Annotated in this window: 18 protein-coding genes; 15 read left to right on the forward strand and 3 right to left on the reverse strand. The window is 70.2% G+C overall.

Features of this window, described 5'->3' with window-relative positions; all coding sequences use genetic code 11:
- Positions 1–349: 349 nt before the first annotated feature.
- From ssd to A5728_RS08590, 7 genes are all read left to right on the forward strand, one after another.
- Positions 350–1,459 (forward strand): septum site-determining protein Ssd, encoded by a 1,110-nt coding sequence (gene ssd, locus A5728_RS08560; protein WP_082943343.1) that lies wholly within the window; start codon positions 350–352, stop codon positions 1,457–1,459.
- Positions 1,456–2,742, forward strand: coding sequence for a TadA family conjugal transfer-associated ATPase (locus A5728_RS08565; RefSeq protein ID WP_082943344.1), 1,287 nt, complete (start codon positions 1,456–1,458; stop codon positions 2,740–2,742). Before ssd ends, A5728_RS08565 begins: the two co-directional genes overlap by 4 nt.
- Positions 2,739–3,524: a type II secretion system F family protein gene (locus tag A5728_RS08570; RefSeq protein ID WP_064846639.1), complete on the forward strand. Its 786-nt coding sequence runs from the start codon at positions 2,739–2,741 to the stop codon at positions 3,522–3,524. The genes A5728_RS08565 and A5728_RS08570 overlap by 4 nt, the downstream gene beginning before the upstream one ends.
- A gap of 278 nt (positions 3,525–3,802) precedes the next feature.
- Positions 3,803–4,321, forward strand: coding sequence for a type II secretion system F family protein (locus tag A5728_RS08575; protein ID WP_064846640.1), 519 nt, complete (start codon positions 3,803–3,805; stop codon positions 4,319–4,321).
- A 184-nt stretch (positions 4,322–4,505) separates the two neighbouring features.
- On the forward strand, positions 4,506–4,778 hold the full coding sequence (locus A5728_RS08580; RefSeq protein WP_064846641.1) for a DUF4244 domain-containing protein: 273 nt from the start codon (positions 4,506–4,508) through the stop codon (positions 4,776–4,778).
- A 374-nt stretch (positions 4,779–5,152) separates the two neighbouring features.
- A complete protein-coding gene (locus A5728_RS08585) occupies positions 5,153–5,512 on the forward strand; it encodes a TadE family type IV pilus minor pilin (protein WP_276401456.1) in 360 nt (119 codons plus the stop codon).
- 1 nt (position 5,513) lies between these two features.
- Positions 5,514–5,933 carry an Rv3654c family TadE-like protein gene (locus tag A5728_RS08590; protein WP_064846642.1) on the forward strand — a complete coding sequence of 140 codons (420 nt, stop codon included), beginning with the start codon at positions 5,514–5,516 and terminating at the stop codon, positions 5,931–5,933.
- Between the two features lie 146 nt (positions 5,934–6,079).
- Here A5728_RS08590 and A5728_RS08595 read toward each other — a convergent pair whose 3' ends face one another.
- The gene (locus tag A5728_RS08595) at positions 6,080–8,410 is read right to left on the reverse strand and encodes a DEAD/DEAH box helicase (protein WP_064846643.1); all 2,331 of its coding nucleotides are present in this window, start codon (positions 8,408–8,410) and stop codon (positions 6,080–6,082) included.
- A 172-nt stretch (positions 8,411–8,582) separates the two neighbouring features.
- On the opposite strand from A5728_RS08595, the gene A5728_RS08600 reads away from it, so the two are divergent.
- From A5728_RS08600 to A5728_RS08635, 8 genes are all read left to right on the forward strand, one after another.
- Positions 8,583–9,041: a pyridoxamine 5'-phosphate oxidase family protein gene (locus tag A5728_RS08600; protein ID WP_082943346.1), complete on the forward strand. Its 459-nt coding sequence runs from the start codon at positions 8,583–8,585 to the stop codon at positions 9,039–9,041.
- Positions 9,042–9,209: 168 nt separating this feature from the next.
- On the forward strand, positions 9,210–10,940 hold the full coding sequence (locus tag A5728_RS08605; RefSeq protein ID WP_193519312.1) for a methyltransferase: 1,731 nt from the start codon (positions 9,210–9,212) through the stop codon (positions 10,938–10,940).
- A 10-nt stretch (positions 10,941–10,950) separates the two neighbouring features.
- Positions 10,951–11,376: a pyridoxamine 5'-phosphate oxidase family protein gene (locus A5728_RS08610; protein ID WP_064846645.1), complete on the forward strand. Its 426-nt coding sequence runs from the start codon at positions 10,951–10,953 to the stop codon at positions 11,374–11,376.
- Between the two features lie 158 nt (positions 11,377–11,534).
- Positions 11,535–14,438, forward strand: coding sequence for a type I DNA topoisomerase (gene topA, locus A5728_RS08615; protein ID WP_064846646.1), 2,904 nt, complete (start codon positions 11,535–11,537; stop codon positions 14,436–14,438).
- A 120-nt stretch (positions 14,439–14,558) separates the two neighbouring features.
- Positions 14,559–15,539 (forward strand): exopolyphosphatase, encoded by a 981-nt coding sequence (locus tag A5728_RS08620; RefSeq protein WP_064846647.1) that lies wholly within the window; start codon positions 14,559–14,561, stop codon positions 15,537–15,539.
- Positions 15,536–16,339, forward strand: coding sequence for a sugar phosphate isomerase/epimerase (locus A5728_RS08625; RefSeq protein WP_064846648.1), 804 nt, complete (start codon positions 15,536–15,538; stop codon positions 16,337–16,339). Before A5728_RS08620 ends, A5728_RS08625 begins: the two co-directional genes overlap by 4 nt.
- 500 nt (positions 16,340–16,839) lie before the next feature.
- Positions 16,840–17,679: a pyrroline-5-carboxylate reductase gene (proC, locus tag A5728_RS08630; protein WP_064846649.1), complete on the forward strand. Its 840-nt coding sequence runs from the start codon at positions 16,840–16,842 to the stop codon at positions 17,677–17,679.
- Between the two features lie 48 nt (positions 17,680–17,727).
- A complete protein-coding gene (locus tag A5728_RS08635) occupies positions 17,728–18,825 on the forward strand; it encodes a YbdK family carboxylate-amine ligase (RefSeq protein WP_064846650.1) in 1,098 nt (365 codons plus the stop codon).
- A gap of 163 nt (positions 18,826–18,988) precedes the next feature.
- On the opposite strand, the gene A5728_RS08640 is transcribed toward A5728_RS08635, so the two are convergent.
- Positions 18,989–19,657 carry a TrkA family potassium uptake protein gene (locus tag A5728_RS08640; protein ID WP_035965130.1) on the reverse strand — a complete coding sequence of 223 codons (669 nt, stop codon included), beginning with the start codon at positions 19,655–19,657 and terminating at the stop codon, positions 18,989–18,991.
- Positions 19,650–21,095 (reverse strand): TrkH family potassium uptake protein, encoded by a 1,446-nt coding sequence (locus tag A5728_RS08645; RefSeq protein WP_064846651.1) that lies wholly within the window; start codon positions 21,093–21,095, stop codon positions 19,650–19,652. The genes A5728_RS08640 and A5728_RS08645 overlap by 8 nt, the downstream gene beginning before the upstream one ends.
- Positions 21,096–21,183: the final 88 nt, after the last annotated feature.

Consider the following 21,183-nt stretch of genomic DNA (forward strand, 5'->3'; position numbering starts at 1 on the left):
AGCACGCACGACGGGAGGCAACCCTCCGTCCCCGCGGCGGGCGATCTGCACAGCACCCGGCGCGCCGCGGCGGGTGCCCGCAACGCTGCACAGTGCGGGCCAGCGGGCGCGGAACGTGGGTGTCACCGGCCAGGTTGGTGCCATGAACACCGCATCCATCACGGCTCCCGTCGACCCTCCGGGTGCCTCGCGTCGAGCCCGCCGCGCGGCCAGTCGGTCTTACGCAGCCTTTGACAGTGGCCATGGCGATCAGGGGTGTGGTCCGCTCCCTGCCGGGCCGGTCCCTGCGGATCGCGAGTCCCCGATCGCGGCGCGCTCGCGGGTCAGCGCAGCGGGGGGACGTGCACCGATGGGAAGCACGGCGACGGGCAGCGCGGCATCGGGTGGTGTCGCCGCGGGCAGTGCCTCGGCGGGCAGTTCGCTGGCCTGCACCGAGTTGCACGGGACCCGCGGCGTGCAGTTGCTCAGCACCACCCCTGACCTCGTGGAGGCCGTTGAGGCCGTGTGTATCGGCGCCGGGGTTGCGCTCAGGGTGACGGACGACGGTGCGGGGGCGCGAGCGGCGTCGTCGGACGTCGTGCTCGTGGATGCCGCCTGGGCCGGGGACGTCGTACCCCGCGGGGCGGTGGTCGTGGCGCTCACCGAACACGCCGACGCGTGGGACACCGCGGTGAGGTTCGGGGCGTCCGCCGTGGTGGTGTTACCGCACGCGGCCGCGTGGCTCGCGGACATGATCTCCCGCTCGTCCGATTCCGAACTGCCACGCACGACCGGGCGGGTGTACGGCGTCGTCGGCGCTACCGGGGGAGTGGGCGCGTCCACGGTGGCGTGCTGGCTCGCGGGGCACTTCGCGGCCCGGGGGGTGGACACCGCGCTCGTGGACGGTGACCCCCTGGGCGCGGGCCTCGATCTCGCGCTGGGGGAGGAAACCGCCGACGGGCTGCGGTGGCCCGAGCTCAATCAGTTCTCGGGCACCGTGGCGGCCGATCAACTGTGGGCGGCCATGCCGCGCCTGGATGCCCTGCGGTACCTCTCATGGGATCGCCACGCGAGCCTAGCGCACACCGTTCCGATGGCCACAGTGATCGCCGCGCTGCGTGGCGCCGCTGCGGTCCAGGTGGTGGATCTGTGCCGCTCGGACCTCGAACGGCAAGCGCGCTGGTGCGATGCCGTGCTGGTCCTGGCTTCCCGCACCGTGCGCGGGATCCTGGCCGCGGAACACACGGTGCGGCGTTGCGCACCCGTTCCCGTGGTGAGTGCGGTGTGCGGGGTCAACGTCGCGGACGTGGATCCCCCGGTCGTGGCCGAGGCCACCGGCGTGCCGTGCGTCGCGGCCGTTGCGTTCGACGCTCGCGTGCCCCAGCACCTCGACGATGGCACCGTCCTACGTCGCGGCCGGCACACCCGCCACGCGAAGACCGTGGCGCAGATCGCCCGGGCATTGGAGGAGCTGTCATGACGGTCTCATGCACGGTATCCCACGATCACGACGCCGCCCGGCCCGGTCCGCGCGACGCGTCGGGGTCGGAAGTAGTCGACCACACTGCAACCCGGTCCGGCCCGTGCGTCACGCCAGGACCGGAAGCTGCCGCGCACGACGCCGCGTTCGTGGACCAGGTGCGCGAACGCCTCCTGGTCGAGGGCGGTCCGGTCACCGACACCAGGATCGCCAAGGCCGTGCGGGAGACGGGCCGGGTGCTCGGGGCCGTCGGCTCCGTCCGGGCCGCCCAGCACGTCAAGGCGCAATTGACCGGGCTCGGGCCGTTGGAGCCACTACTGCCGGCGACCGGACTGAGCGACGTCTACGTCAACGGCCACGAGAACGTCTTCGTGGAGACCCACGACGGGATCCAGCGTGTCACGAGCCCGTTCACGTCCGAGGCGCACGTGCGTGCGCTCGCGGTGCGGCTCGTGACCGCGGCCGGGCGAAGGCTGGACGACGGCCACCCGTGCGTGGACGTGCAGACCGCCACCGGGCTACGGGTGCATGCCGTGATCCCGCCAGTGTCCACGTCGGGGACACTGCTGTCCATCCGTTTCCGGGCTCCGCAGCGGCTGTCGCTCGCGGATCTGGTGCATTCCGGGACCGTGCACCCGTTCCTCGCGGACGTCCTCACGGATGCCGTGGCCGCACGGGCGAATCTCATGATCAGCGGCGCCACCGGTTCCGGAAAGACCACCGTGCTGTCCGCGCTACTGTCCCAGTGCGCGCCGGGACAGCGCCTCGTGCTCGTGGAGGACGCCGCGGAGCTGAACCCCGATCATCCCCACGTGGTCGGCATGCAGTCCCGGCAGGAGAACGTGGAGGGGGCCGGTTCCGTGGACCTCACGGACCTGGTCCGGCAAGCGTTGCGGATGCGCCCTGATTGGCTCGTGGTGGGGGAATGCCGTGGCGCGGAGGTCCGCGAGTTGCTGACCGCCCTGAACACGGGGCACTCCGGTGCGGGAACCGTGCACGCGAACTCCGCGCGGGCGGTTCCGGCCCGGCTCGCCGCCCTGGGGTCCCTCGCGGGACTCAGCCGTAGCGCCGTGGATCTGCAGGCTGCCAACGCGCTGGACCTCGTGGCCCACGTGAGCCGCACCCCCGCCGGACGCAGGCTGGATTCCCTGTGCACTCTCCACCTCGAGGACGGTGTGCTGAGCACCCGGCCCGCTCTGACCGTGGAGTCCGGGCATCCGGTCGAGGGGCCCGGGTGGTCACAGCTGGCACGGCTGCTGGCCCGAGGGCGTGACGCATCATGATGCTCGCGTTTCTCCTCTTCGTCCTCACCGCGGCCGCGTTGCTCGTCTGGAGCAGTGGCGGCGCGCGCGGGGGCAGCCTCGCAGTACCCGCACACCGCTCGGGTGATGACGACGCCGACGGCGGTGCCGAGCGTTCGGTGGGCACGGGCGTGTTCGCACGGTGGCGTCGTCGTGATCGTGCCGCGGAAGCGATGCAATGGGTGACCGTGGTGCGCCGACTGGCCGCGCTGCTGCAAGCGGGGCGGGCACCCGCCCGGGTGTTCGGCGAACTGCCCGCGGTCTCCACGGGTTCGGGACCCACGGGGCGGTGGATCGCCCGGATGTGCGGGGACGTCCACGCCGCCGCCCAGGTCGGGATCCCGGTGTCCGCCAGTCTGACGCGCTTCGCGAGTGCTCCCGTGCCCGTGGGTGATCGCGCCCTCGCAGCCACCGCGCGGTCCGTGTGCGCCCAGCTCGCCGCGTGCTGGGAGATCTCGGAGCGTTCCGGGGCGCCCCTGGGACGCACGCTCTCGGGCGTGGCGGAGTCCCTAGAATCGCAGCTGGACGCGCAGGCCGCCCGGGACAGTGCCCTGGCAGGACCGCGGGTCACGGTGCGGACGCTGTCGTGGCTGCCCGTGCTCGCGCTGGGGCTCGGTGTGCTCATGGGCACGGATCCGATCACCACGCTGCTGACCACGTGGTGGGGTCGGCTCGCGCTCGCGGCGGGTGCCGCCCTCAGCATCGCCGGGCGATTGTGGACCCGGGCCCTGATGCATCGCGCCGAAGTGGAGAGCGCGTCATGATCGGGGCGCTGATGGCGGGTGTTCTCGCGGGATGCGGTGTACTTGTGTGGCTTTCTCCCGGCTCGCGGCTGCGGATCCCCCGCGGACGACGACGTTCCCCGCGTGAGCTCGGGTCGTCCCGTTCGGGGTTGAACGGTGGGTTTCTTCGTCCTGGCTCAAGGGCCACGTCGACCGTTCACGGCGGATTGGCCCGGGGCGGGGACATCGGATCGACCGGGGCGAACGGGTGGTCGTCTGGGTCATCCACGACCCCGGGAGCGACCGGGGATGCTCGGAGTGTGGCGACCTGGGCAATGCCGGCGGACGCATCGCTGGGTCCCTCGGTCCGTGCAGCAACTGCGACGACGACGTCGATCCCCCCTCTACCCGCCGCGGCACTCGTGGAACTCACGGCATGCCAGCTTGAGACCGGACTGCCCCTCGCGGAGGCCGTGTCCGTCCTCGCGAACAGCTGCGCTGGAGCTGTCCACCAGCAGCTGGGTCGGGTTGCGGCCGCCCTGCGACTCGGGCTCCCGTGGGACGCGGCGTGGCCCGCGGATCAAGAACTGTCCCGGGACATGCGCGACTTCCGCGACGCTCTCGAGTTCACGGCCACCTCCGCCACGGCCTCGGCGTCCGTCCTGCGTGGTCAGGCGGACCTCGTGCGGCGAGCGCAGTACCGTCGCGCCGAACGGGCGGCCGAGGCGCTCGCCGTGAAGCTCGTGCTGCCGCTCGGCCTGTGCTTCCTGCCCGCGTTCATGTGCTGGGGTGTGGTCCCCGTGCTCATGAGTTTGCTGCCCAGGGTCTTCGGATCATGACCGGCCACGCGCGCCTGCACGGCGCTCACGCTGCGGGGAGGGGGAGGGGACCGCCCGCAGGACGCTGCGCCCCGATCTAGGCACGTATTTGCAACCTTCCACTTGTCACGAAGGCGGGTGCGCGACACCGCTGCCATCTCACCCCTCAACACATCACGAACACCCAACGAACAGGAATATCACCATGTCCATGATCACGCTTCCCGCCTGCACCACCGCGTTCGACGATCCCACGGAGATCCCCGTGGAGGATGCGACCCAACCGATGCCGACCGCCGAGGTGCGGCCCCGCACCGCCGTCGATCCGGACGACCCGGACCTCGGGGCGTCCACGGCGGAGTACGCGGTCATCGTGCTCGCGGCCGCCGCGTTCGGCGGCGTCATGGCCGCGGTGCTGTCCTCGGACTCCGTGTCGGGCATGTTGCTCGGCATCATCCAGAAGGCCCTGGCCGTCTGAACCGCGCACCCACCGGGCCCGGGCCGCGGGAGGGCCGCGTAGGACCGGCCACCCTGCGGCCCGGGCCCGGTGCCAGAACCGCATACACCCGAACCACTCCGAGCCCCCGGTCCCGCCGCGCTTCTGTTCCGGCGGACCCGTTCGTCGGAGTGGGGCCACCACCACGCCGCCCGGAACTGCCACGGTCTCCAGTCACACCGTGGTTCGAACACCGTGGAGTGCCGGTGACCGAGCGCGTGGCCGTCCGTAGAAGGAGGACTCCCATGAGAAGGTCAAGAACCGTGCCGGTGCACGATCGCGCCGAAGCCCCACCGGGACAGCCGGAGCACCCACCACGACATCCGGATGCCGGAGCGGTCACGGTGGAAACGGCCGTGATTATGCCCGGTCTCGTCCTGCTCCTGGCCGTTCTGCTCGCGGCCGCAGCTGCCGGGATGACGACCGTGCGCTACGAAGAAGCCGCCCGGGCCTCCGCGCGCGCCGCCGCCCGGGGAGAAACCGCCGAGGTCGTGGAACGCACGGCGCGTGAGATCGCCGGGGACACCGCCGTCGTCCGGGTGAGCGTCGCGGACGACCGGGTCACGGTCGCGGTGAACGGCCCCGCCCCGGGGATCCTGGGGACGTGGAGTGATTGGCGCTTGCAGGCCACGGGCAGCGCGGCCGTGGACACCGCTCTCGGAACCACCGGGGGTCCGAGCGCCGGGCCGGGGACGCTTGATCATGCGAGGCCGTGACATGACGTCGGACGAGGTGCACGAGCATCGTCGGACTCGAGCAGTGGGCGCGGGAGATCATCGCGACGAGGGGTCCGGCACGGTGCACGGTCTGACACTGGCCGTGACGCTGTGCTTTGTCCTCGTGGTGGTCCTGCTCGTCGGGCAGGCCGCGATCCTCACGCACCGTGCGGCCAAGGCGGCGGATTTGGCAGCACTCGCCGCGGCCGACGTCGCTCGCGGCCTGAGCCCCGGTGTCCCGTGCGATGTGGCTGCGCGGGTGGCCGCCGACAACGGGGCGCAGTTGTCCGAGTGCGCGGTGGTGGCCCCTGAGAACACGATCGTGGACGTCACCGCGGTGATCGAGTTGCCACAACCCCTCGCGTCACTGGGCCCGGCCACCGGGGTGTCCCGGGCCGGACCGCCGCCGGGGGAGCCGTGAGCTCCGGGAACTTCACCCCCGGAGCAGCCATCAGCCCCGCAGCAGGCGCCCGCCCCGGAGTGGTCCCCCACCTCGGAGTGGTCCCCCACCTCGGAGTAGTCAGCCATTGCGGGACGGCCACCCGCCGCGTGGCAGCCGCGAGCGCATCACGGCGCGAAGGACAGCACCCCGTTGAGCAGCTTGAGCGCCCCCGCCTTGTCGAGCGGATTGTTGCGGTTGCCGCACTTGGGGGACTGCACGCACGAGGGGCAACCGGACTCGCATTCGCACTGCGCGATCGCGTCCCGGGTGGCGGTGATCCAGTGCCGGAACATGTCGTACCCGCGCTCGGAGAAGCCCGCACCGCCGGGGTGGCCGTCGTGCACGAAGATCGTGGGCAGTTCGGTGTCAACGTGCAGGGCGGTCGAGAGCCCGCCCACGTCCCACCGGTCACAGGAGGCCAACAGTGGCAGGAGCCCGATCATCGCGTGTTCCGCGGCGTGCAGGGAGCCGGGGATGTCCGGTTCCTCGATCCCCATCGCGGCCAGCTGACCCCCGGAGACCGTGAACCATGTGGCCGTGGTGGACAACTGGCGGGGCGGCAGATCCAGGGGTTCCTCACCCGCCACCTCGTTGGACGCCACCAGTTTGCGTTGATAGCTGACCACCTGGGTGGTCACGTCCACGGCCCCGCGGTGAATGCTCACGGGACCCCACTGCATCGAATCGCGCACGTCCCGCACGCGGACCTCGGTGATGTCCCGCGCGACCGTGTAGAAGTCCGGGAACGCGCGGCGCACCGCCGCCACGTGTAGTCCCTCGTCCAGTTCCTCCACCAGATAGGTTCGGCCCTGATGCACGTAGACCGCGCCCGGGTGGGCTTGGTAATGCGATTGCGGAGCGCCCATGGTGCCGAGCACCGAGCCGGTCTCCGAGTCGATGATCTGCACGGGACCGCCGTCCCCGGAACGGATCGACACCATGGTGGCGGGCTGTTCGGACCGGGTCCAGAACCACCCGCTCGGGCGTCGGCGCAGGTGCCCCGCGCCCGTGAGGGAGTCGACGACGTCGCGCGCGGTGGGCCCGAACAGCTCGAGTTCGTCGGGGCGCAGGGGCAGTTCTGCGGCGGCCGCGCACAGGTGCGGTGCGAGCACGTAGGGGTTGGAGGCCTCGAACACCGTGGCCTCCACGGGGACGTCGAAGATTGCCTCGGGGTGGTTGACCAAGTAGCCGTCCAGGGGATCGTCACCGGCGATCAGTGCCGCCAAGGCGTGCTGGCCCGCCCGCCCGGCGCGGCCGATCTGCTGCAGGAAGGACGCGCGGGTGCCGGGCCACCCGGCGACCAGGACGGCGTCGAGCCCCGCGATGTCGATCCCGAGCTCGAGTGCGGATGTGCTCGCGACCCCCAGCAACCGCCCGTCCCGCAACTGCTGTTCCAGCTCGCGGCGTTCCTCCGGCAGGAATCCGGAACGGTAGGCGGCCACGCGATGACCGAGCGAGGGGTCCACCTCCTCGAGCTGCCGGTGGGCCGCCTGTGCGATGGTCTCCGCGCCGCGGCGGGAACGGATGAACGCGATCGTGCGGATCTGACGCAGCACCAGGTCGGTGAGCATGTCGGAGGCCTCGGCTGTGACCGTGCGGCGACGGGGCGCGCCGTTGTCCGAACCGCCGGGCGACTGTTCCGGCTCCCACAGCACCACGGTGCGCGAACCGTGGGGCGAGGTGTCACGGGTCACCGCCGTCACGTCCTGTTCGGACGCGCCGATGAGCTTGGCGAATGACTGCTGCGGGGACGCACTCGTGGCGGACGCCCCCACGAACACGGGGGAGGCCCCATAATGCGCCGCGACCCGGACAAGTCGGCGCAACAGGACGGCCACGTGCGAACCGAACACCCCCCGGTAGGAATGTGCCTCGTCCACGATCACGAACCGCAGCCGCCGGAAGAACCGCGACCAGCCGATGTGATGCGGCAGGATCCCGTGGTGGAGCATGTCCGGGTTGCACAGGATCACGTCCGCGTGCTCCCGGATCCAACGGCGCTCGCCGGGATCGGTGTCCCCGTCGTAGGTCGCCGCGCGCACGTCCGCGAAGCCGAGTGCACGCAGGGACGTGAGCTGGTCCGCGGCCAGGGCCTTGGTGGGCGAGATGTAGAGGGCCGTGGTCTCGTCCGGATGGTGTAGCAGGCCGGGGCGTTCGGCCACCGCGAGTTTGCCCCGGTGCACGGCGTCGAGCACGAGGGACTGGTAGACCAGGGACTTCCCCGAAGCGGTGCCCGTGGCCACGATCGCGTGTCGCGGAGCGGTCAGCGCAGCGACCTGGTGCGCGTACGGTTCATGGATACCCAGCCGTTCATATGCGCTGACCACGTCCGGGTGCAGCCATTCGGGCCAGGGCGCGTGGGTGGGTTCGCGTTCCGGGATCTCGCGCACATGACGTACCTGCTCGGGGCGGGGTCCGCGTCCGAGCAGGTCCACCATCTCCTGCGAAGTCGTCACCGTGACATTGTGGCCCACACCGGGCGGGGACGACGCCGCCCGGCTACCAATGCGCGGGGCCCGCCACGCGTCGTCGGCTCCCTGCCGGTGCAGGGACCCGGTGCCGGAATCCGATGCGGGGAAGACACCGCCACCTGGCCCACGTCCCGCACCCGCGTGGAATCATGGGGGTATGAGTAACGCTGAGCACCCGCACCCCATGAACATCGCCCACGAGCACGATGACGCGTCCCAGGTCCCGCCCATCACCGAGCTGAGCGAACAGGAGAGCTGGGAGCTGCTCAAGCAGGCACGCTTCGCGCGGCTGGCGACTCGCGACGGCGACGAGATCGACATCACCCCGCTGAACATCGTGACCGACGGCGAGAAGATCTTTTTCCGCTCCGCCAAGGGCACCAAGGTCCTGCACCTGCAACTGAACCCGAACGTGACGGTCGAGATCGACCGCGCCGCCGGTTCACAAGCGCACTCCGTGGTGGTGCGCGGCACGGCCGAGATGATCACGGACACGGACCGGATCGCGTACGTGGAAGAGCTTGGTCTGCGACCGTGGTTGGAGACGGAGAAGATCGAGTTCGTGGAGATCACGCCCACGCGCATCACGGGTCGCGCCTTCCGGTTGGGTCACTGACGGGTGGTCTCTTCCTGTCCCAACGACGCCGCTCCCGGGCCCGCGTTCAGCGTGGTCCCGGATGCCCCGCGCTCCGATGACCCGGAGCTGATCGCCCGCCTCCACGACGACCTCGTGGCCGCGGGGTTCACGGTGGACGGGGTCACGGACCTCGTGGGCGAGCAGGCCATGTCCGCGTGGTCGCGGGACCAGGCGGTCCCTGCCCGTCGCGCCCTGCAACGGCGCTCGCAGGACCTCCGTTCGGTGCCGGGCGGTGCGGAAGATACTCACTCCTCACCGCGCGGCGTCGGCAACGCTGCGGATTCCGCGGGCCATGACGTCGCCGCGTTGATCACCCTCGCCGCGTTCTTCCTGCTCGGGGACCCCGTAACGGCCACATCGCTCGACGCCGCGCTGCCCTCCGTGGGCGCTTCCGGCCTGCAACGGTTGGATCTGGTCGAGGCCGGCGTTGAGCCGGCCGGTGGTGCCGCCGATGCCGCCACCGAGTCGGCCGAAGGCGCCGTCGAGGCCGCTGTGCGCGGGCTCGGTGAGAACTGCCCGTCCCACGCGAACCCGGACGAGAGCGCAGCGGCGGATACCCCCGCGCCCTCCGTCACAGTGCGTTCCGCGGTGGATCTGCGGCCCTACGCCACGGATTCCTCGGCCGAGCTGTACGTCGCGAGCGACCTGGGTGCGTTCCAGCGACCGGGCGTGCTGCGCCATGACCACGTGCTGGGCATCGGGGGTGCATCGCTGACCCTCGTGCAGTCCACACCGCGCCGGCCCGTGGACACCGCCCTGGATCTGGGGACCGGATGCGGGATCCAGACCTTCCACCTCTTGGCCCACGCGCGCCACGTCACGGCCACGGACATCTCCGACCGCGCACTGGCCACCGCGCGGTTCAACCTGATCCTCAACGCCGAGGCACTGGACGTGGACCCGTGGGACTTGCCCGCCCGGGTGAGCCTGGAACGGGGGAGCCTGTTGGAGCCCGTGGCGGATCGCCGGTTCGACATGGTCGTGTCCAACCCGCCCTTCGTGATCACGCCGCGCAGCCCGGACGAACACGCCGAGGACCGCTTCACCTACCGGGACGGCGGTCTGCCGGGGGACCGGCTCGTGCGGGAATTATTGGGCGCGCTGCCCACCGTGTTGAACCCGGGGGCCACCGCGCACCTGCTCGCGAACTGGGAGATCCCGCGCGATCCGCACGAGGAGCCCTCGACCACGTGGTCCCGCGGGCCGGCGTCGTGGGTGCCGCCGGGAACCGGCGCGTGGCTCGTCCAACGTGAAGTGCAGGACCCGTGCGAGTACGCCGAGACCTGGTTGCGGGACGCGTCCCAGCAGCGCGACGTCGCCGACTACGAACGTGCCTACGCGGCCTACCTGGACGACTTCGACTCCCGGGACGTGGCCGCGGTGGGCTTCGGCATGGTGTGGTTGTACCGCCCGGGTGAGGAAACACCGGATATTGCACCGCGGATCTTCGAGACCGTCCCGCACCCGATCCAGCAACCCATCGCCCCGGCGCTCGCCGCGGAGTGGGAGCGCATGCTGCGCATGGCGCGCGACGAGGCGGACCACGGCGCTCGCGGCCCGGCAGCGGCGTCGGACACCGATCCCGCGTGGCTCGCGCGGCACTACACCGTGGCGCAGGACGTGACCGAGGAACGCCACGGCACACCCGGGGCCCCGGACCCGGCCCTGATCCTGTTGCGGCAGGGGGCGGGACTGCGTCGGAGCGTGATCCTCTCGAGCGAGGCGGCGGGCTTCGCGGGCGTGTGCGACGGCGAGCTCAGCGCGGGGCAGATCCTCACGGCCCTCGGATCGCTGCTGGGGTGGCAGGACGGCCCGGCACCCCAGCTGCTGCGTGAAATCAAAGGCCTGATCACACATGGCTTCCTGACGGAGGTGTAAGACTGAACCCATGAGCGAGAACCTGAATCCCTTCCGGGTCATGGATTCCCAGCGGGTCTGGGAGTTGTTGGGCGACATGCCGTACGGCCGCCTTGCCGTCCAGGGCGCGGGCCTCGTGGACATCTTCCCGGTCAATCACGTGGTCAGTCAGCGAAAGATCTATTTCCGCACGTCACAGGGCACCAAGCTGGCCAGCCTGGTGGTGAACAACCACGTGGCATTCGAGGTGGACAAGGTCGAGGGCACCCACGTTGAATCCGCGGTGGTCCACGGCCGGGCGCGCCGGTTGGAGACCCGGGCGGAGGTGGAGGCGGCGGAACAATTGCCGCTGACCCCATGGGCACCGAACTACAAGTTCCACTACGTGGTCCTGGAGCCGGACGACGCCACCGGACGCGAATTCACCATGGGTGAGGAACCGGATCACGACCTGTAGTGATCCAGCGTGTCGTACGCTGACGTCCCGGGCACGGAGTGAACGCGGCACGCGGAGGAATCGAGCGCCGTCGCCCACGCCCACCGGCCGATCAGCATGAACGGCCAGCATTGAACACAGACCCGCCCCGCAACCACGGGTCATGACGAGGAGCACCTTTGGCATCCAAGGCCACCAAGAACGCCGGTACGGGCAAGAGCCTGCTGATCGTGGAGTCACCGTCCAAGGTGAAGACGATCGCGGGGTACCTGGGGGACGCCTATGAAGTGGAGTCCTCCATGGGCCACATCCGTGACCTGCCGCAGCCCTCCGAGCTGCCGACGGACATGAAGAAGGGCCCGTACGGCAAGTTCGCGGTGGACGTGGAGCACGAGTTCGACCCGTACTACGTGGTCAACCCGGACAAGAAGAAGAAGGTCACGGAGCTCAAGCGCAAGCTCAAGGACGCGGACGCCCTGTACCTGGCCACGGATGGTGATCGCGAGGGTGAGGCGATCGCGTGGCACCTGTTGCAGGTGCTCAAGCCCAAGGTCCCCGTGTACCGCTTGACGTTCCCGGAGATCACCCGGGAGGCCATCGAGCGCGGGTTCGCGCAGTTGCGGGAGATCGACCAGGACCTCGTGGACGCCCAGGAGACCCGCCGCATCCTGGACCGGCTCTACGGCTACGAGATCTCCCCGGTGCTGTGGCGCAAGGTCTCCTCGGGGCTCTCCGCCGGGCGCGTGCAGTCCGTGGCCACCCGCCTGGTGGTCCAGCGCGAACGGGAGCGGATCGCGTTCGTGCCCGCCGACTACTGGGACCTCACCGGCACCTTCTCCCGGCCCGAGGGGCAGGACGCTGGGCGGGCCTTCACCGCCCGGTTGAGCTCCCTGAACGGCCGCCGCGTGGCCACCGGCAAGGACTTCACGGACCGCGGCGAGCTCAAGGCCTCCGGGCAGAACGCCCCCGCCGCGCTGGACGAGACCGTGGCCACGGCGCTCGCGGCCGGATTGCAGGACGCCGAGTTCTCGGTCCGTTCGCTCGAGACCAAGCCCTACACGCGCCGTCCCGCCGCACCGTTCACCACCTCCACGCTGCAGCAGGAGGCCGCTCGCAAGCTGCGTTTCACCTCGCGCACCACCATGCGGGTTGCGCAGCGGTTGTACGAGAACGGCTACATCACGTACATGCGTACCGACTCGGTCGCGCTGTCCGATCAGGCGGTCAACGCCGCGCGCTCGCAGGCCAAGGAGCTCTACGGCGCGGAGTTCGTCCCCGCCTCCAAGCGCGTGTACGCGTCCAAGTCCAAGAACGCGCAGGAGGCCCACGAGGCCGTGCGCCCCGCGGGGGACACCTTCCGCACCCCGTCGCAGGTGCGCTCGCAGCTGTCCGTGGACGAGTTCAAGCTCTACGAGCTGATCTGGAAGCGCACCGTGGCCTCCCAGATGGAGGACGCCAAGGGCAGCACCGCGACCGTCCGCCTGGGCGCCACGGCCACCTCCGCCGCCGGGGAGCATTCCGGGGCCGACGCCGAGTTCTCGGCTTCCGGGACCGTCCTCACCTTCCGGGGGTTCCTGGCCGCGTACGAGGAGGGCCGGGACGTGAACCCGGATCTCGCCCATGAGAACTCGAAGCAGTCCGAGAAGTCCGAGGACAAGCGGCTGCCCGTGATGGCCGAGGGTGACGCCCTGGACGCCTCCGAGGTCACCGCGGACGGGCACACCACCACGCCCCCCGCCCGCTACACCGAGGCCTCACTCGTGAAGACCCTGGATGAACTGGGGATCGGGCGGCCCTCCACGTACGCCGCGACCATCTCCACGATCATGGACCGGGGTTACGTGCAGGTGCGCGGCTCGGCGTTGATCCCGTCCTGGCTCGCGTTCTCCGTGGTGCGGTTGTTGGAGGAGCATTTCTCCGACTACGTGGACTACGACTTCACGGCGGAGCTCGAGGAGGACCTGGACCGGATCGCCCGCGGCGAGGCCGAGCGGGTCAAGTGGCTCGAGGGGTTCTACTTCGGTGACACCGCCTCCGAACCAGGACTCAAGCCGCTCGTGGACGACCTCGGGGAGATCGACGCCCGCGCCGTGAACTCGATCCCCGTCACGGACGAGATCACGTTGCGCGTGGGCAAGTTCGGTCCGTACCTCGAGACCGGTGGCACGGTGGACCCGGAGACGGGGGAACTGACCGACCCGGTGCGCGCGAACGTCCCGCTGGACCTCGCCCCGGATGAGCTCACGCCCGAGAAGGCGCGGGAACTCATGGAGATCGGCAAGGCGGACGGCCGTGAGCTGGGCGTGAACCCGGACACCGGTCGGATGATCGTGGCCAAGGACGGCCGTTACGGTCCCTACGTCACGGAGGTGATCCCGGAGCCCACGCAGGAGGAACTGGACGCGATCCCCACCGAGTACTACAAGAACGGCAAGCCCAAGCCCAAGAAGGTCGAGCGGCCCAAGCCCAACACGGCATCCCTGTTCTCGTCCATGAACCTGCAGGACATCACCCTGGACGACGCCCTCAAGCTGCTGTCCCTTCCCCGGGTACTGGGTGAGGACACCGACGGTGAGACCATCACGGTGCAGAACGGGCGTTACGGCCCGTACCTGAAGAAGGGCTCCGACTCCCGGTCGATCGGTTCCGAGGACCAGATCTTCACGATCACCCTGGACGAGGCCAAGACCATTTACGCGCAGCCCAAGCAGCGCGGTCGCCAGGCCGCCAAGCCCCCGCTCGCGGATCTGGGTGCGGATCCCCTGACCGAGAAGCGCATGGTCATTAAGGAAGGCCGCTTCGGCGCGTACATCACGGACGGGGAGACCAACGTGACGGTCCCGCGTGCCGAGGCGATCGAGCAGATCACCGCGGCCCGCGCGTCCCAGTTGCTCGCCGAGAAGCGGGCGAAGGGCCCGGCGCCCGCCAAGACGACGTCGCGCTCTCGCAGCTCGGCCAAGAGCGGCACGGCCAAAAGCGGGACGGCGAAACGTTCCACGGCCAAGGGTGCGACTACCAAGAGTGGCGCGGCCAGGAAGACCACGCGCAAGACCGCCGGCGCGGGGCGTTCCGCGAGCAAGTAGGACCGGTTCGTGCGGCGGCGTCCCGGCGGCGTCGTCCCCGCGGTCGTCCCGAAGCCCCGCGATCCGGTCCGGCCCAACGGCCCCACCCAACGCCTCCACCCAGCGAGCGAAGGAACTCACATGCGGCTCTCCGTCCTGGACGTCGGCTCCAACACGGTGCACCTGCTCCTGCTGGACGTCTATCCGGGGTCGCGGCCGGAACCGTACGCGTCCCACAAGATGGCGCTACGGCTCGTGGACTACCAGGACGACGACGGTCGGATCACGGACGAGGGCCGTGACCTGCTCACCGGGTTCGTGGTGGAGGCGCGTGACTTTGCCGTGGAGCACCGCGCGGAGGACCTGCTCGCGTTCGCGACCTCCGCGATCCGGGAGGCCACCAACGGCAACGCCGTGCTGGACCACGTCCAGTCCACGTCCGGGGTCACGCTCACGGAACTGTCCGGGGACCAGGAGGCGGCCGTGACGTTCTCCGCGGTGCGCCGCTGGTTCGGCTGGGGCGCCGGACGCGTCCTGGATTTCGACATCGGCGGAGGGTCCTTCGAGATGGCGATCGGCACCAACGCGTTGCCCACGGTCGCCACGTCCGTCCCGCTCGGTGCGGGTCGGCTGTACCGGGCATATCTCGCGGGGTACGACGTCGCACCCCCGGCCCGCTTCAAGGCCTTGCGCAAGCACGTGCGCACCACGCTGCGTCCCGCCGTGGACCGGATCGCCGCCGGGGGACAACCGAATCTGGTCGCGGGCACGTCCAAGACGTTCCGCTCGCTCGCGCGGATCTGCGGGGCGGCGCCGTCGGGCCAGGGACCGTACGTGCAACGCGTCATGCACCTGGAGGACCTACGCTTGTGGACGCGGCGCATGGAGGCCATGACCGTGGCCGAACGCGCGGACCTGCCCGGTGTCTCCGAACACCGTGCCGCGCAGGTGGTGGCCGGGGCGATCGTCGCGGAGACCGCCATGGACCTGCTCAAGGTGGAGTCGCTGCGGATCTCCCCGTGGGCCCTGCGGGAAGGACTCATCCTGCGGCGCATGGACCGGCTGCTGCGGGACTCCACGAGCTCGACCGTCGATCCCAAGGACCTGGTGACCAGCTCATGACCGACACACCCGTCTACCGCCCGCACGTGGCCCTGTCCACGAGTTCGCTGTACCCGCAGGGTGTCCCCGAGACGTTCGACGCCGCCCAGCGCCTGGGCTACGACAGCGTGGAAGTGCTCGTGACCCACGAGCGCATGAGTCAGCTGACCCACCAACTGCTGGACAACATCCAGAAGTACCAGCTGCCCATCTCCACGATCCACGCGCCCACGCTGCTGTTCACGCAACAGGTGTGGGGCAAGGCGTGGACCAAGATCCAGATGGCCGCCAAGCTCACGCACCAGGTGGGCGCGGAAGTCGTGGTGGCCCACCCGCCGTTCCGGTGGCAGCGCAAGTACGCGCGCAACTTCGTGGCCGGTGTGCGTGAGGTCTCCCGGATGACCGACACCAAGATCTCCGTGGAGAACATGTACCCGTGGCGCGTGGGCGGGCGTGAGGCCGTCGTCTACTCGCCGCATTACAGCCCCCTGGGTCAGGACTACGACTGGGTCACGTGGGACTTCTCCCACGCGGCCACCGCCAAGATGGATTCGCTCGCGGCCGTCAAGGAACTCGGTTCCCGGTTGGGCCACGTGCACCTCACGGACGGTTCCGGTCAGACCATGGCGGACGAGCACCTCCTGCCGGGGCGGGGCGTACAACCGGTCGCCGAGACCCTCGAGTACCTGCGTGATCAGCGCTGGCAGGGTGTGGTGGGGGTCGAGGTCTCTACACGCAAGACCAAGGACGCGGACGAGCGGGACGAGTGGCTCGCCGAAGCCCTGTCTTTCGCGCGCCGCCACATGACGGTGGAGGGCTAGCCCGTCGGACCCCGGACCCGGTGCACCGCGGCGGGCCGGTGCCGCCACCCCTTCCGCCTCACACCGCCTTGCACCGCCACCCGTCCAGGGTGGCGCGCACATCTGCGCTGCGATACGCACGGTTTCGGCCCCGAGTCCGCGCGTTCTGCAGCGAGGATGTCCCGGGCCGCACCGGCGTGGGAGCGGGCTGAGGTTGCCGCTTCCGCCCGGTCACCAGGGGTGGATACACATAAGTCCCGGAACAGCTGCCTGGACACGGGATCCGTGTCTTTTCGGGCCATGAATGTTCGCAGCCGCGGGGCGCGGTGCTTCCCCGGCCCCGTATGGAGTGCTCCCCGCCGACCTCCACGGCACGGAGTCCCATCCGGCGCGCTCGCGGGGACCGTCCGCCGCGCGATACCGTTCAAGGAGAGTTCCGTGACCGCAACAACACCCCGTGAGCCCTACTGCGCGGCAACAGCACGAGAGGGCCCCCGGGCGGGTGTGAAAGGACTGATGGCATGAGCGAGCTGACCCTGGCGTTCCTGGGAACCGGTTCCATGAACGGTGCGATCCTGCGAGGGGTCCTGGCGGGCGGCACCGAGAAGGGGGCGGTGCGCGCGACGACCCGATCGGCGTCGTCGGGGGAGGAGCTGCGTGACGAGACCGGCGTGACCGTGTTCGCGGGCGAGGAGGACGCGGAGGCGAACCGCACTGCCGTGAAGGGCGCGGACGTCGTGCTGCTGGGGGTCAAGCCGTACGCGATCCTGGACCTGGCGCGCGAGATCGCACCCGCTCTGGACCCCGGGACCGTGGTGGTGTCCGTGGCCGCCGGTGTCACGCTGGACGCCCTGCAGAAGGCCCTGCCGCAGGGGCAGCCGGTAGTGCGCTCGATGCCCAATACGCCGTCGAGCGTGGGCCGTGGCGTGCTGTCCGTGACCCCGGGTGAGCACGTGTCCCGTGAGCAGCTGGACGCGGTGAAGGACGTGCTGGCCGCCGTGGGCACGGTCGTGGAGGTGCCCGAGAACCTGATCCGCGCGGTCACGGGTGTGTCCGGCTCGGGCCCCGCGTACGTGTTCTACCTGGCCGAGGCCATGCAGCACGCGGGGGAGCAGCTGGGCCTGGACCCGGAGACGGCGCGCGTGCTCGCGAAGGAGACGGTCTCCGGCGCGGGCGTCCTGCTCGCTCCCGACGACGCTGATCCCGCCGCCCTGCGCAAGGCCGTCACCAGCCCGGGCGGCACCACGGAGCAGGCGATCACCACGTTCGACGAGAAGGGCCTGCGCGAGATCATCGCGGCCGGCGCGGAGGCGTCCGCGACGAAGGGTGACCACATGGAGAAGGAATACGGCGGCGAATGACGCGAACCGCCCGGCCCACCACACGAGACCACGCAAGGCGGTAGCACCATGAGCACGTTCGGCATCGAGGAAGAGTTCTTGCTGGTGGACCGCGGGGACAACCTCCCCGCACGGCCCACGCCGGAACAGTCGGCGCAACTGATGTCGCTGACCGCTGGCGGCGGTGCGGCCACCCCGGAATGGCTCTCGTGTCAGGTCGAGGAGACCTCCCCGGTGTTCCGCGACGCCGCCACGGCAGTGGATTCGCTCGTGGAGTTCCGCACGGCGCTGCGCGAGGCCACGAACGCCATGGGCATGGACGTGGTGGGCGTCGCCGCAGCCCCGGACGTGCGGCCCGAACCCGCGCAGATCACCCACGACGCCCGCTACCAGCGACTTGCCGGCCAGACCCCGGCCATCGCGGCGGACCAGTACATCAGCGGGATGCACGTGCACCTGGGGTTCCCGGACCTGGAGGCCGCGGTGCGTGCCCTGAACGGGCTGCGGGGCTGGTTGCCCGTGCTCGTGGCCATCGGTGCGAACTCGCCCGTGTGGCGGGGCGTGGAATCCGGGTTCGAGAGCTGGCGTTCCATCCACTATCGCCGCTGGATGACCAACGGCGTGCCGCCCCACTTCCAGGACCTGCACGACTACGACTCGCGCGTGGCCATGCTCACCGCGTTCGACGCCGTGGAGAGCCCCGCGAGTCTCAGCTGGCTCGCCCGGTTGTCCCACCGCCACGACACCCTGGAGATCCGCGCGTGCGACGTCCAGTTGGAGGCCCAGGACTCGGTGGCCATCGCGGTGCTCACGCGCGCCCTCGCGAACTACGCGCTCGAGGCGTCGCCCGCGGTCGCGTTCACGCAGGAGTACCTGGACATCGCACTGTGGCAGTCCGCCCGGTGGGGGCTGAGCGGCCGGCTCCTGGATCCCGTCACGGCCACCCTGGTCCCAGCCGAGGAACTCGTGAGCACCCTGCTGGAACGGGTGAGCGGGCACTACACCTCGCAGGAGGACCGTCGCTTCGCCGAGGCGGGGGTGCACCACATCCTCGAGCGCGGTAATGGGGCGAGCCGTCAGCGCCGGGCTTTCGGCCGCGCCGGCGTCCCCGGGATCATGGCGCTCGCCACGCGGGCCATGACGGCCGCGCCGTCGGATGCTGAGTAACGCGGGGTAGCGTCACGCGCGTGCGCCATAGCGGGGGACGACGTCGCTCGCGGGCGTCGGTCACGCCGGTCACCGAGGAGCGCGTGCCGGTCGACGCTGACCGGCACCGAGGGGCGTCGGGCCGTGATGCCGGATCACGACGGCCCGCCGAGACGCAACCGGGTCAGGGGCGTGCGGCGAACCGTTCGATCAGGTCAACGTGCCCGGACACGATGAGCAGGTCCCGCGAGCTGACCGTGGTGTCCGGGCGGGCGTAGGTGAAGTCCTCGCCCGGGGACTTCACACCCACCACGGTCACGCCGTACTTGGAGCGGATGTCGGACTCGCCCAGCGTGAACCCCTGGGTCTCCCGGGGCGGGTACATCTTGACGATCGCGAAGTCGTCGTCGAACTCGATGTAGTCCAGGAGCCGCCCGGAGACCAGGTGGGCGGTGCGGCGCCCGGCGTCGGCCTCGGGGAAGATCACGTGGTGGGCGCCGATGCGCGCGAGGATCTTGCCGTGGGCGGGGGAGATGGCCTTGGCCCAGATCCGGTCGATCCCCAGGTCCACGAGGTTTGCGGTGGTCAGCACCGAGGACTCGATGGACGTGCCCACACCCACCACGGCGGAGGAGAACTCGGCGGCGCCGAGCTGGCGCAGGGCGTCGATGTCCGTGGCGTCGGCCTCGACCACGTGGGTGAGCTGGCCGGACATCTTCTGCACGAGGGCGGCGTCGCGTTCCACGCCGAGGACCTCGCGCCCCTGCTGGATCAGCTGCAGGGCCGTGGCCGAGCCGAAGCGCCCGAGGCCCACCACCAGGACGGGGACGGAGTGGGAGGAGTTCTTAGCCAATGATGGGCCTCTCTTCCGGGTACGTGTAGAGCCGGCGCCGCGAGCGCAGGGCCAGGGCCGTGGCCACGGTGTTGGTACCGATGCGGCCGATGAGCATGATGACGGACAGCACGTACTTCCCGGCGTCCGGGGCGCCCGCGGACACACCGGTGCTGAGACCGCACGTGGCGTACGCGGAGATGACCTCGAACAGTACGTGGTCCAGGGGCATGTGGGTCAGGGCGACCATGATGCTCGAACCCAGCAGCACCACGGAGGCGCCCATCATGATCACGGAGATCGCGATGCGCAGCACGGAGTCAGGGATGGTGCGGAAGAACGCGATCACGGACTGGTCGCCGCGGGCCTCCGCGAGGATGGCCAGGAAGACGACGGCGAGTGTGGTCACCTTGATCCCGCCGGCCGTGGACGCGGAACCGCCGCCGGCGAACATCATGGCGTCCGTGAGCAACAGCGTGACCTGGGACGTGTCGGTCATGTCCACCAGGTTGAAACCGCCCGAGCGCATCATCACGGACGCGAAGAACCCCTGGAAGATCCGCTCGGGGACGGACTGTCCGCCCAGGGTGTCCGGGTTGGCCCACTCGATGGCCGTGAACAGCACCCACGCCAGCAGCAACAGTGCGGCGGTGGTGACCACGGTGAGTTTGGCGTTGAGGTTCCACCGGGTGAACCGGAACCCCACCTGACGCAGCACCAAGATCACGGGGAAGCCCAGGGACCCCACGATCACCCCGATGCACACGGGCAGCAGGATGAGCCACGCGGTGGGCCCGGCGTGGTCGTAGGGCACGAGCCCGTCCGTGTGGGGCGTGAACCCGGCGTTGTTGAAGCTCGAGATCGCGTAGAACACCCCGTGCCACAGGGCCGTTCCCAGGGGTTCTCCTTCGGCGAGGAACCCCACGGAGAGCACGAGCGCCAGGGCGGCCTCGATGCTCACGGAGGTGATCACGATGATCTGCAGCAGCGAGCCGACCTCACCCAGGCGCCCGATGTTGAGGGCCTCCTGGGTGATGAGCTTGGACTTGAGCCCGAGCTTGCGCCCGATGGCCAGCGCCAGGATGGACGTGAGCGTCAGGGTGCCCAGACCGCCCACTTGAATGGCGATCAGGATGACTACCTGGCCGAACACGGACCACTGCGCGGCCGTGGACACCGTGGTCAGTCCGGTCACGGTCACGGCGGAGGTCGCGGTGAACACGGCGTCCACGAACCGGGTCTCCTGACCGGGGTTGGCGGACAAGGGCAGCCACAACAGGGCCGCGAAGCCCAGGTCCACGATCACGAACACGATCACCGCGAGCCGCGCGGGCGAGGAACTCGCGATCTGGTCCACGAAGTCCCGGATGCCTCGCGCCGTGCGTGTGGTCAGCGGTTCACCGGAGGGCGCGGGGGATGCAGGCTCCTCGACGGCGTTGGGTTGTTCGAGCTCGCTCACGGCACCTCCTCGCGGGATCCGATGGACGGTCGGGTCACGCGGAATCCTACGGTCCCGCGGGGGTGGATCGGCGCAACGACCCCCAGTA

Origin of the sequence: Kocuria sp. ICS0012, from assembly GCF_001665945.1 — a bacterium.
GTDB lineage: Bacteria > Actinomycetota > Actinomycetes > Actinomycetales > Micrococcaceae > Kocuria > Kocuria marina.

Excerpts from the sequence above, each read along its gene's own strand:
- ssd (WP_082943343.1), top strand. The coding sequence starts at position 350 with ATGGGAAGCACGGCGACGGGCAGCGCGGCATCGGGTGGTGTCGCCGCG.
- A5728_RS08565 (WP_082943344.1), top strand. The coding sequence starts at position 1,456 with ATGACGGTCTCATGCACGGTATCCCACGATCACGACGCCGCCCGGCCC.
- A5728_RS08570 (WP_064846639.1), top strand. The coding sequence starts at position 2,739 with ATGATGCTCGCGTTTCTCCTCTTCGTCCTCACCGCGGCCGCGTTGCTC.
- A5728_RS08580 (WP_064846641.1), top strand. The coding sequence starts at position 4,506 with ATGTCCATGATCACGCTTCCCGCCTGCACCACCGCGTTCGACGATCCC.
- A5728_RS08590 (WP_064846642.1), top strand. The coding sequence starts at position 5,514 with ATGACGTCGGACGAGGTGCACGAGCATCGTCGGACTCGAGCAGTGGGC.
- A5728_RS08600 (WP_082943346.1), top strand. The coding sequence starts at position 8,583 with ATGAGTAACGCTGAGCACCCGCACCCCATGAACATCGCCCACGAGCAC.
- A5728_RS08605 (WP_193519312.1), top strand. The coding sequence starts at position 9,210 with ATGTCCGCGTGGTCGCGGGACCAGGCGGTCCCTGCCCGTCGCGCCCTG.
- A5728_RS08610 (WP_064846645.1), top strand. The coding sequence starts at position 10,951 with ATGAGCGAGAACCTGAATCCCTTCCGGGTCATGGATTCCCAGCGGGTC.
- A5728_RS08620 (WP_064846647.1), top strand. The coding sequence starts at position 14,559 with ATGCGGCTCTCCGTCCTGGACGTCGGCTCCAACACGGTGCACCTGCTC.
- A5728_RS08625 (WP_064846648.1), top strand. The coding sequence starts at position 15,536 with ATGACCGACACACCCGTCTACCGCCCGCACGTGGCCCTGTCCACGAGT.
- proC (WP_064846649.1), top strand. The coding sequence starts at position 16,840 with ATGAGCGAGCTGACCCTGGCGTTCCTGGGAACCGGTTCCATGAACGGT.
- A5728_RS08635 (WP_064846650.1), top strand. The coding sequence starts at position 17,728 with ATGAGCACGTTCGGCATCGAGGAAGAGTTCTTGCTGGTGGACCGCGGG.